The following is an 11,963-nucleotide window of genomic DNA, read 5'->3' on the forward strand; positions in this document are numbered from 1 at the left end:
GTAAAGGACGAACCATGTTTCGCATGTTCCCGAGGATAGGCTATGGCTGGAAACCTCCCATTGAATAACTCTCGAAAAACTACAGCTCGGCTTTTCGCGGCCACGTTCCTGTGCACTGTCGGAACCACTCTTCTCAGCCAGTGGTGCTTCCGATTTTACGAAGTGACCTCCGGAGGGCTTTCGCCTCACTCTCTCTTCGTTGCCGTTGCCAGCGTTCTTATCGTTACAGCCGGACCCCGCCTTTCCGCAGCATTTCCGCCGAAGTATCTCGCTTCTCTGGGCCTGATTGCCATCTTCGCTAGCGCGCTGACTATTGCTTCCGTTCCTTCGTGGGCCCTCGCGGGAAGCGGTGCCACCGTCATCGCAAGCGCTTTCCTTGAAGTAATCGTATGCCGATCGTTGCTCACTCTCCCCAACTCTGCCATGAGGAAAGTGTTCGTAGCGGCAACCGTGGGAGGCGCCCTCATCGGCTCCTATTTTCCCATAGACACTTCGGTCATGCTGTTCGTTGCGCCTGCGTGCATAACGATTGCCGTCGCCCTTGCCGTCCCCCTTTTCGAAAACGGCTCCTCATCACGGGCGGCCGGTACCAGATCCGCCGTACGCGTGCGACGGAGAATCGCCCTCAAGCCCCGACCGACCATTGGGCTCATTATGCTTGCTTTTGTGGCCCACCTAGCCTCGGCCAATGCTGCCGCACTGAGCCCCGAGCAGACGGCCGGCGCCTACATCGCCGCTCTTGCTACACTCTGGTTGTGCGCCATAATTCATGATGACACGAGCCACATATCCCTTATCCGCTGTCTTGTCCTCATTTCCACTATTGTGTGCGTCATGCGCTTATCCGGCAGCTTCAACTCCTACGCAGTGGATTTCGTAGAGACCGCCCTCGGCATTATTGTATGGACAGGCGTCATCGTTGTCGCGCTCGATCTTGCCACTTACGCCGAGACGTCGTTCTCCACTATTATGGGAGCCGTGTATCTGCTGCTTACCGGTCCGGCCACCCTTATCTGCCTCGCAAGCTTGCTCTCCCCCTCTCTGGATAGCTTCCTCCTCTCCAGGTCAACCGATGCTGTTATCGTCTGCCTGCTCGTGTTCTGCGGGCTCTATCTACTCAACGAGCAGAGTCTCGACGGCCTGTTTTGGGGAGCGCACGACGGCAATGGAAAAAGCGGCGAAAACGGGGGCTCTCGCGCAGCATCCGGAGAAGACGAGGCCTCGTTTCCCGGTGCCCCTAACCCCCCAGCACCTTCATTTGCGGTGCCCTCTGGAAGCGAAGCCGTCGATGCCGTCGGCCGCTTGGCGGCCGACGCGCAGCTGACAGCTCGCGAGCAAGAAGTGCTCAGCCTGCTCGCCGAGGGAAGAAGCGCGCCGTTCGTCGCAGAGTACCTCTGCATCGAGCGCAGCACGGCGAAGACCCACATAGCTCGTATTTACGCAAAACTCGGCGTGCACACCCGCCAGGAACTCATTTCTCTCATTCTCAATACGAAAGATGCCGAGAATCTCGCATAGATGACAACAAAATGCCTGGTTGTCTTCTTGTATACACCCATTGGTATGACAGGTCCAAGCGAGCAGTTTCAGCTGTAAATCAATCTAAAGGAAGGTTTTCCGCCCTCCCGGCATGACCTATCGTTCTCTTACCGCGCAACGCCTTACCCCAGGAAACGAAGGCGCGGCGCAAGGAACATCCCAACAGAGGAGGATTACATGATCACGGAAAGCCAACCGTCCATCTCTCGTCGAGGACTGCTCAAGTGGGTCGGAGCTGGGTCGGTCGCCCTGGCTGCAACCGGTGCCCTTTCAGCCTGTTCACCGGCACAAGGCAACCTTGCAAGCACCCAGGGCGATGCGGAAGTCGAGCCCGAATCGGACCTGCAGGAGCGGTATGTCGACCTGCCCGTTGAGGAATCGAGCGCCTACGCCGTCATCGTGGGCGGGGGTGCCGGCGGTCTTCTGGCCGCCTACAAACTGGCCAAGGAGGGCAAAGCGCCCCTGCTGTTAGAGAAAGGCCCCTCGTGCGTCTCTTCCAACCTGGCGACCCTTTCCGGTCCTGCCGCCTGCAATACCTCGAACCAGAAAGCCAGCGGCATCACCATCGCCACCGAGCGGGCGCTCTACGACCACTATGTGGAATGGGCCCGCGGCTCGGCTAACACCAAACTGCTGAAGAACCTGCTATCCAACAGCACCGAGGCCTTTGAGAGCCTCGTCGATTGCGGCCTGCATTTCTACAACTACGTGGAGTACACGGGGGATCCGCAGTACGGCGAATCACTGAAGTGGGCGCCCCTACACAACTTCGTGGAAGTGGGTGAAGAGCGCATTTCGCCCATCGTGAACGCCATTGAAGCCATGGGCGGCTCGTTCATCTACAACTGCGAGGCCACCGAAGTCGTGCTTGAGGACGGGGCCATCGTCGGCGTGAAGGCCATTCGCGACAACAATACGGTGTTGTCCATCGACACCAAGGCGGTGTTTCTGGCCACGGGCGGCTTCGGTGCCAGCGAGGATATGGTGCACGACCGCTTCCTCGGTGTGCCGCTCGTCAACATGGGCACACCCACGAATTCCGGCGATGGCATCCGCATGGCAGAGGCGGTCGGCGCAGTCTGCGAAAACTATTACGCGCTCATCAGCAATGAGATTTGCGGCGCCAACCAGAAGCACGGCAGCGCCATGTACGATGCCGATTGGAACCTCAACAACGAGAATCTGTGCTTCGCCATTTACGGCGGCCTCATGGTAGATGAAACCGGCGAGCGCTTTATGAACGAACAGAACATGGCTTTCGACCCGCTAGTGCACAGCGGCCAGGCAGGTTTGAACAACGGCAACTACTATGTGCTCGTCGATGGAGAGTACTACGACGCCTGTGTGGTCGAAGGCGTGTACAAGCACCTGGGTGAGCCCGACTGGAACTTCGGCCGCGAGATGTTCTACCCCGTGCTGAGCCATGCCCCCGAGCAATTCGAGGCGGCCGTGAGCGAAGGCTGGGCCGTCAAGGGCGACACCATCGCCGAGTGCGCCGAGGCCTTCGGCCTGGAGAACTTGGAGGAGACGGTGAAGCGCTACAACGAGTTCTGTCAGAGCAAGGAAGACGCCGATTTCGGCAAGGACCCCATGTTCCTCACCGAAATCAAGGACGGCAAGGGCTATTACCTCTTCGAGTACCAGTCGGCCTATTGGGCCACCCTCGGCGGCATTCGCACCAATGACCGTCTGACCGCGCTGGATGCCGACAACAGGCCCATCGACGGCCTGTTCATCGGCGGCCTCAACATGGGCAGCGCCTTCTGCCGCCCCTACTACGACATCCCCGGCACGGCATGTGGACTCTCCATCGCCTCGGGCGTGACGGCAGCGAAAGAAATTATCCAATACTTGGAAGGTTAGGCCCCTCCCATCAGCCCCTCTCTTGCCAGGTCTTATACAGCAGGGGATCGGAAGCCACCTTCCGATCCCCTGCTCATGAAGCGGGAGGCGATCCTTCCGCACGTGAAGCCTTGCTCTACCCCACCATCGAGCGCACGGCGTCGATGCGCTGCTGGATTCCCTCACGAAGGTAGTCGAGGCGCCAGCGGGACAAGTCGCCCTCCGCAAGGATCGCACAGGCCGCTTCGGGGAAACCGTCCAAGGCCGCCATATCAAGCCAATCCGTGGCCAATGCATACATGAGTTGCCGATTCGGGCGGTCGTTGAACGGCCGCGAGGAAAACTGGTAGTCGCCGCGGGCCACCGCGCCCTCATCCTTGTCGTACCACAGACTGTTCCCCGTATCGAACAACGGAGCGAAGCGCCAGGCGAGGTCGTCGATGTTACGGATGAGCCCGAAGTTGCGCAGATGGCGGTCGGTATTGGCCAGAATGCCATCGCACAGAATCATCTTCGCCAGGCATTCCTCGGCCTGCTCTTGCGGTATGCCCACATTGCCGCAGGCGCGAACCACAGTATCGTAAGGCGTTTCCCCCTGTCTGCGACGCTCGGATTCGACAACCGCGCTCATGGGCACGTACTCCTCGTTAGGCGCGAGGAAGCACGGGCAAGCGCTTACGACGCCGAGCCCTTCGATCGACAGGACCTCATAGGGGACATAATCGACCGGAGGCAAAAGGCGCCTATGCAGCTCGCTCGCCACCACCTCGTTGTAAACCTGCTGATCGGTCCAGGGGATATGCCCCTTGAGAAGGATGCGCTCGTCACCTCGGCAAATCCATCTTTTCGGCAGAACGCCTTCCGACGTGTTGTCGGGAGACGAGAGGCCCACCTCTGCGAGCCACTCGTCCCATGCACCCTCGGCCGCGCCGAAGTCGTTTTGGAAGTAATTAACCTCCTCCCATCGCACGTTTTGACCTGCGGGACGAATCCAATACTGATCGGAAAGCGAGAGACCGAGATTGCGAAACGGTATCTGGGAGGGCTCTTCCAGCCCAAGAGAGCGCAGCTTCTCATCCATACCTGCCCGAGACCCGGGGATGCTGCGATGCAGCCACCACTCCTTAAGACCGGAGGCGCTGCCACGGCCCGTTCGCGATACGGTGCCCAAAGGAGCTCGCCTGGCGTCGATCACCTCCCCCGGCTGAAAGGAATCGGTCTGATCGTGATAGGTGAATTCCATGACCTCGTAGGGGCCGTTCATGAGAAGATAGGTCGCCCCCGCCCAGGGGCGTCCCTTCTTCGGGGGCGCCGCCTTGGAGGCAGAGACCGACTCGTCTCGTACGCGCCAACTGCCATTGACCTTAATTCCCTCGAGGGCCCCGCTCTTGATGCGCTTATGCACTGCCTGGACGGAAATGCCCAGTTCATTTGAGGCCTCTCGTATGCTCATATCCATTACCGCATTCACCGCCTTTCATGGTTTCAAATTATAAAGGTTTAAAGATAACGGTGTAAAGGTTTAAATACAGTGGTTTAAAGGTTTAAACTTCGCCCCCGTCTTCCCCTTGCGTCAAGGGGGCTTGACCTTTGCGCTGCGTCATGGCCCACGCTGCAGGGCACAGACAGCGAATGCGACGAAGGGAAAGCCCTGGCAACGGGCGACAAGGCAGCCGCCTCCCAGGGCGGCCCTGCCAGAAGACGCAAAACGGGCCGGGAAGTTCGCCCTCCCAGCCCGTTCGGTTCGCGCAGCGCCATTCGCCACTGTGCGGCGCGTGGCCTTGAGCGTTAGCCTCGTGCGGTAGCGATTGCCACCCGTTGCAAGCGGCGCGGGAGCTGATGCCGCCCCGTCGCTCGCTAGTGTGTGGTCCTGGCTGTTAGTTCCCCGCGGCCCGGGCGGCCTCGTAGGCTTCCACAAGTTTCTTGGTCACGTCGGCCGGCGCGGCCTCGTAGCCCTCCAGCGTGAGGCTGTAGGAGCCCGATCCGCGGGTCATACTCCGCAGATCCTTGGTGTAATTGATCACCTCGGCGTAGGGGGCGCGCATCTTGATGATGGTCTCGCCGGCCGCAAAGCCCGCGTCGGTACCGACGATGCGGCCGCGACGGGTGGAGATGTCGCCCATGATGGTGCCGGCGTACTCCTCCCCCACGGTCACCTCCATGGTGGCCCAGGGCTCCAGGATGATGGGACCGGCCTGCTCGCAGCAGGCGCGGAAGCCGATGCGGGCCGCGGTCTTGAAGGCCATCTCGTTGGAGTCGACGGAGTGGTACGAGCCGTCGAACACGGTGCACCGAATGTCCACCATGGGGTAGCCGGCGAGAAAGCCTTCTTCCATGGCCTCGCGCACGCCCTTATCGACAGCGGGGATGAGGCCGTTCGGGATGGCGCCGCCCTTGATCTCGTCCACGAACTCGTAGCCCTCGCCGGGGATGGGGACCACGCGCAACCAGCAGTCGCCGAACTGGCCGGCACCACCGGTCTGCTTCTTGTGGCGACCCTGGGCCTCGGCCTGGCGCGTGATGGTCTCGCGGTAGGGAATGCGCACGGGCACAAGGCGCGCCTCCACGCCGGACTGGTCCTTCAGGCGGTTCAGCAGCATCTCCACCTGGGCCTCGCCCATGGCATGGATGATGGTCTGGTGGGTATCCTCATCGCGGGTGATGCGCAGGGTGGGGTCGGCCTCGGCGGCGCGGGCGAGGAAGGTGCCCAGCTTGTCCTCCTCCTTCTTCGACACCGCCTCGATGGCCACGGGGTACAAGGGCTCGGGCAGGGGCAGAGGCTCGATGGCGATGGTGCCCTCGCAGGACAGGGTGTCGCCGGCGCGCACGTCGTTCAGCTTCGGCACGACCACAATGTCGCCGGCCTTCGCGCTCTTCACGTCCATGGACTCCTTGCCCATCATCACCTGAATCTTGCCCAAACGCTCCTTCTTGCCGGTACGCCCGCAGACCAGCTCCAGGCCGGGCTCCAGGTAGCCGGAGATCACCTTCAGGAAGGTGAGGCGCCCCACGAACGGGTCGGACACGGTCTTGAAGGCGAAGGCGCAGGGAGGCTTCGTCTCGTCGATGCGCACGGTGACGTCGTCGGCCATGCGGAAGCGGCCGTGGCTCTTCGGATGCGGGAAGTAGGTGCAGATATCCTCCATGAGGCCCTGCACGCCCTGCATGATGATGGTGCTACCCACGAACACGGGGATGATGAGCTCCTGGGCGATGGCCTTATCAAGCAGGCCCTCCAACTCCTCCTGAGTCAGCTGCTCTTCGCCATCGAGGTACTTCATCATAAGCTCGTCGTCGGCCTCGGCCACCAGATCGCACAGCTTATCACGGGCGATGCGGGCTTCCTCCTGGTACTTCTCGGGCAGCGTGTCCACCGCTTCCACGCGCTCGCCGCCGTCCTCGAAATAGCGGGCCTCCATGCGGATGATGTCGATGACGCCCTGGAACTCCTCGGCTTGGCCGATGGGGATGGTCACGGCGCCCAAGCGGCCGCCGAAGCGGGCGTGCAGCAGCGCCATGGCGGCGTCGAAGTTGGCGTTCTCGCGATCGATGTGGTTGATGTACACCGCGCGCGACAGACGCATGTCCTCGGCCTCGCGCCACAGCTTCGTCGTCATGACCTGGGGACCGTCGACGGCGTCCACCACGAACAGGGCCATCTCGGCGGCCTGCATGGTGGCCAGCGTGTCGCCGATGAAGTCGGGGTGGCCGGAGGTGTCCAGCACGTTGATCTTGTAGTCCTTGTAGGGGATGGGGGCGATGGAGGTGGAAATGGTGAACTTGCGCTTGATTTCCTCGGGATCGTAGTCGAGGTACGACTTGCCGTCGTGCGTCGTGCCCATGCGCGGCGTCTTGCCGGAAACGAAGAGCATGGCCTCGGCCAGCGAGGTCTTACCGGCGCCATCCTGTCCCACAAGGACGATGTTTCTGACGTGTTCGGGAGCCGGAGCTGCCATGAGCGACCACCTGCCTTCCAGATAGAGGGCGCTCGCGCCCCGTGCGCGAGCGTTCCCAAGCGGCGCGGGCGCAGGCCCCACCGCAGGCGAGTACCTTCCTGTCGCACGCCTCGAGCTGCGCGGAAGCCCCTGACGAGCGGAAACCGGCACCTGTGGCCCGGCGTTCCCGCTGCTCTTGCGACATCCGCCAACCCCTCCGCTTACTGACACTGTGACAGCGAGCGGCTCTCTTCGACCGGCGAGCGGCATTTTGGCGTTGGATTCATCTTAGCAAAACCCTTGGCCCCCACGGCCCGCACCTGCCCGATATTTTCCCCAACTTTTCAGCGTGGCCGAGGGCGCGCGGAGGGCGCCGTGGCGAGGCGCGACACTCCGGGAAAGTCGCAGGGGTAGGGGGCGGGGCGGGATGCGGGCGAGATGCGAGCGCGGTATCGGCAGGATGCGGGCGAGATGCGAGCGCGGTATCGGCGGGACACGGGCGAAATCGCATAGGGTCTCACGCAGGACGGCGGCGAGGCCTGCGCGCGATTGTGGGTGACGCGGTAACGGCGTGCGGCATGACCTCAGTACGCCGTTCCCGCGACAAAAGTACGACTGCGAGCCTCTAAGCTAGAGCATCCCTCCCAGAAAGGATTCCCATGTCCAAGCTCCTCCTCTTCGGCCCCACCGCCTTGGAATTCTACGAAACTGTGGCCGATCTCAACTTCGAGAGAACCTTCCTTTCTGCGGGCGACGCCGGCGCCCTCATGCCGACCACCAAAGCCCTCGCCTTTTTGCACCGGCAACTCCCCCACCTAAGCCGTCCCGCCCATGTCACCGTGCTGGACAGGGATCATCGTCGACAAAAGGACGCACGATGCCACACCGCTTCCCCATCGCTCGCCGCCATGCCCCTCTTCCGCATTGGCGACGGCATCCTCGTGCCCCTCCCTGAAATCGCCCTCGCCCAAGCATCCCGCGGGCTCTCCGTCGTCGAGGCGGCCCAGCGAGGTAGCTTGCTCTGTTCCGCGTTCTTCAAGAAGGGGGAGCCTGCGTCCCTGAAGACACGCACGCCCCTCACCCTGCCCTCCGCCATTGAGGAAGCCAGCCGCCATTGCAGTGATATTCCCGGGTGCAGAATTACCCGGAGCGCCATTCCGTGGATGCTGTCCCACTGCGCTTCACCCCGGGAAATCGCTTTGGGACTCGTGCTGTCCCTGCCCGTGCGCTTGGGCGGCTACGGCCTCCCAAAACCCGCACCGAATTTCCCCATTGCCCTGGGCCTGCGCACGCGGAACCTGGCAGACAGGGGTTATTACGTCGCCGACTTTTGCTGGCCCGAGAGACGGCTGGTCGTAGAATACGACAGCGACACCTTCCATCTCTCATCGGACCAGCACTACCATGATGTGGTGAAACGTACGACGCTTGAGGCTATGGGCTATCGCGTCATCACCGTTTCGCGACGCCAGCTGAACAGCCCCGCCTAAATGGACAAAGTGGGCGCCCTTATCGCCAAAGCTCACGGACGAGACTTCCGCTTCCGCGTTCACGACTTCAAAAGCCGGCAAGCCTCCCTCTGGACAGTTCTGGGACTGACTCCGCACTGAGAAAAACCGTCAAGATTGAGGGGTTTGGTATGCCAGAATTGCAGGGTTGGGTACATGCGAACGACAAAAGCCCAGGTCGGAATTGGCCGCAGTGGCGTCTCGCGATACCCAACCCCCAAATCTTGCCGGAAAACTCGATCGGTGCGGCAAAAACCAGGGGTTGGGTATCGCGAGCGGCCGGGGCCATGGGAGCCAGGGGTTGGGCATCGCGCGATTCTCAAGTTGGAACCGGCGTGCGTCCCCGTGGCGCGGTGCAGGCTGCACCCGCGCGAGGAGCGCCGCGTGGTCTCGCATGCTCAGAGCATCATCGACTCCGGCGGCGCCCACGGGAGGGACGCAGGCTGGAACCGGCGTGCGTCCCCGTGGCGCGGCGCAGGCTGCTGCCGCGCGAGGGACGCGCATCGACTCCGACGGCGGCCGCGGCCGCTCCGGCGTGCGTCCCTACAGTTCTCCGATGATGCGGGCGGTGCGGGCGGCGCACTCAGCCTTGGCCCGCTCCAGGTCGATAGTGGGCCACTGCTCCTGGCGACCCGCCGGGGTGTCGTCGGCCCGATAGATGACCTCGCCATCGCACATCGTCAGCACCACGTCGGCGCCGTCGCCAGCGTACACCAGGTTGTACACAGGGTCGGGCGCTGGGCACCACTGGGGGCCGGTCGTGTCCAGCACGCACAGGTCGGCGCGCATGCCCTCGGCCAGCACGCCGCAATCGTCGCGCCCCTGGGATCGGGCGCCGACGCGCGTCGCCGAAGCCAGCGCCTGCTGGGGCGTGACCGCCGTGGGGTCCAGCGTGGCGCCCTTGTAGATGAGCGCCTGAAGGTACATGTCGTGGAACAGGTTGTGGTTGTTGTTCGAGGCCATGCCGTCAGAGCCCAGGCACACGTTCATGCCCCGGCGCAGCATCTCGGGAATGGGGGCGAAGCCGCTGCCGAGCTTCAGGTTGGACGCGGGGTTGTTGGCCACGAACACGCCGCGGGCCTGGAGGATGTCCAGGTCGCGCTCGTCCACCCACACGCAGTGGGCCGCCGTCACCGGCACATCGAAGATGCCGATGCCGTCGAAGTACTCCACTGGCGAGAGGCCGCCATGGCGCTCGCGGCACTCGCGCACCTCCTTCTCGGTTTCCGAGAGGTGGATGTGCAGCCGCAGATCGGTGCCGCGCACGATATCGAGAATGTCTCGGCACACCGTTTCCGTGGACAGGTACTCGGAATGGATGTTGTAGTCGATGCGGATGCGCCCGTCACCGGCCCCGTGCCAATCGGCCACCAGGGCCTCCATCTGGGCGCAGATGGGATATTCCGCGTAGGGCTTCTCCTCGAAGGCCACGAGCCCCTCGCACATGTTGGCCTTCATGCCTGCTTCCAGCACCGCCTGGCAGCGCCCCTCGCTGGCATAGTACATGTCCGAGAAACTCACCACGCCGTAGCGGGCCATCTCGGCGCAGGCGAGCACCGTGCCCCAGTAGCAGTCCTCGGCGGTCATTTTGGCCTCGAAGGGAAAGCACTTCTCTTCGAGCCAGCGCTGAAGCGGCAGGTTCTCAGCGAAACCGCGCAGAAGCGTCATGGGGGAATGGGCGTGGGCGTTGTAGAGCGCCGGCATGAGCAGCTTGCCACAGCCGTCGTAGATCTCTCCGAACGTGGCGGCCACGGCCGGCTCGGGGGCCTCCTCGCTCACAAGGGCGATGCGGCCGTCGCGCACGCCAACCCAGCGATGGGATTGCACGGCGAAGTTCTCGTCCAGGATATCGATGTCGGCGAAGAGCATGGCAGGCCTTTCTCGGGGGATGGAAGCACGGAACTAGAGGGAGAAGATGCTGGGGGCGAGATACCAGCTGTCATTGATCTTGATGATGCGATAGGCCGTGGGGAAGGCCTCGGCGGCCTCACCACCGGCAGCGACGGGGGCTTCGCCGGCAGCAGCGTCAGAGGCGCCGGCCCCCTCCGCGGCGGAAGCGGAATCCTCAGCCTCGGGAGCAGCGCTGCCCTCGCCCGCAACGTCGGCGGCAATCATCGGCTGGGCATTCACCACATAGGCGGCCTGGAGGAAGCGCTCGAGGCCGACGTCCTTGAAGCGGGCCTCAAGGGACTGGATCTCCTCTGGCGAGCAGGCGTCGCCCTGCACGAGGATGAATCCCTCGGGGGCCAGCGTCGCAGCCAAGGCAGCCACCTCGGGATCAGTCAGGCGCTCGATGAGGGCTGCGGGAGAATCGGCGCCGAGGGAAGCGGTCCAGGCGCTCAGATAGTCGGCAGGCAGGAAGCTCAGGGCGCTGCGCACCCACTGGGCCTGGGCCGACGGATCGTCCGGAGCGGCGAGGGCACGGTTCAACCCCGGGGTGATGGCCGCGAGCAGGTCATCGGCAAAGGCGTAGCCGGCGCCCTCGGAAACGATGGGCCCCGCCGTCGGCACCGCTTCGCCGTCTTCGACCGCACCTTCTGCAGCAGCCTGGCCGTCGCCCTCGGACGCCGCATCCCCGTCGCCGGAGGCCTCGGCGCTCTCCCCGACCGAAGCCTCTACTGCCGGGGCTTCAGCCGGAGCCGAGGGCGTCATGCGGCCCATGAGCAGCGGCACCGCCACCACGCACGCGATGACCGCCACCAGCCCCACCAGAGCCGCCAGCAAGGCCGGACGCGGCGCACGGCCCTCATCGGCCTGAGCAGCAGCGCCGCCACCAGACACGGAGGCTTCGACGGCCCCAGCGGCGCCTTCAGCCGGAGGCTCGACCGGGACGACATCCTCGGCCGGGGCAACGTCCTTAACTGGGGCAACATCCTTAACCGGAGCAGCGTCCTCAGCCAGAGGCTCCACGGGGACGGCAGGGGCACTGTCGCCGAGCGGCTCGGTCGGCGGCTCGCAGTTCGATGCTTCGCTCGGGTACTGCTCGGTCACGGGATGCTCCTTTCGGGGAACGCCTCAGGCGAAAATACACTGGGCCAAGGATACCCTATAAACGGGGGAGCGGCCCTGCGGACCGCTCCCCTCCTCGCTTAATCTAGACGATCAGCCGGACACTCCGAGATGCCTTCGCTGCCATGGG

Annotated in this window: 7 protein-coding genes; 3 read left to right on the plus strand and 4 right to left on the minus strand. The window is 63.4% G+C overall.

From position 1 onward, the window contains the following. Positions 1–42 precede the first annotated feature (42 nt). Both ACTOXK_RS02710 and ACTOXK_RS02715 read left to right on the plus strand, forming a co-directional pair. The gene (locus tag ACTOXK_RS02710) at positions 43–1,518 is read left to right on the plus strand and encodes a response regulator transcription factor (RefSeq protein WP_482277117.1); all 1,476 of its coding nucleotides are present in this window, start codon (positions 43–45) and stop codon (positions 1,516–1,518) included. Between the two features lie 198 nt (positions 1,519–1,716). Then, positions 1,717–3,402 carry an FAD-binding protein gene (locus tag ACTOXK_RS02715; protein ID WP_482277116.1) on the plus strand — a complete coding sequence of 562 codons (1,686 nt, stop codon included), beginning with the start codon at positions 1,717–1,719 and terminating at the stop codon, positions 3,400–3,402. 115 nt (positions 3,403–3,517) lie between these two features. On the opposite strand, the gene ACTOXK_RS02720 is transcribed toward ACTOXK_RS02715, so the two are convergent. After that, complete coding sequence (locus ACTOXK_RS02720) at positions 3,518–4,624, minus strand: HipA domain-containing protein (protein ID WP_482277115.1); 1,107 nt, start codon at positions 4,622–4,624, stop codon at positions 3,518–3,520. A gap of 634 nt (positions 4,625–5,258) precedes the next feature. Beyond that, positions 5,259–7,337, minus strand: a complete 2,079-nt coding sequence (fusA, locus tag ACTOXK_RS02725) for an elongation factor G (protein ID WP_482277114.1) — start codon at positions 7,335–7,337, stop codon at positions 5,259–5,261. A 638-nt stretch (positions 7,338–7,975) separates the two neighbouring features. On the opposite strand from fusA, the gene ACTOXK_RS02730 reads away from it, so the two are divergent. Then, positions 7,976–8,806, plus strand: coding sequence for a DUF559 domain-containing protein (locus tag ACTOXK_RS02730; protein ID WP_482279839.1), 831 nt, complete (start codon positions 7,976–7,978; stop codon positions 8,804–8,806). Between the two features lie 561 nt (positions 8,807–9,367). Here ACTOXK_RS02730 and ACTOXK_RS02735 read toward each other — a convergent pair. Together ACTOXK_RS02735 and ACTOXK_RS02740 are read right to left on the minus strand one after the other, a co-directional pair. Continuing rightward, on the minus strand, positions 9,368–10,693 hold the full coding sequence (locus ACTOXK_RS02735; RefSeq protein WP_482277112.1) for an amidohydrolase: 1,326 nt from the start codon (positions 10,691–10,693) through the stop codon (positions 9,368–9,370). A gap of 33 nt (positions 10,694–10,726) precedes the next feature. Beyond that, positions 10,727–11,815: a hypothetical protein gene (locus tag ACTOXK_RS02740; protein WP_482277111.1), complete on the minus strand. Its 1,089-nt coding sequence runs from the start codon at positions 11,813–11,815 to the stop codon at positions 10,727–10,729. Positions 11,816–11,963: the final 148 nt, after the last annotated feature.

It is taken from the genome of Adlercreutzia sp. (genome assembly GCF_056795635.1).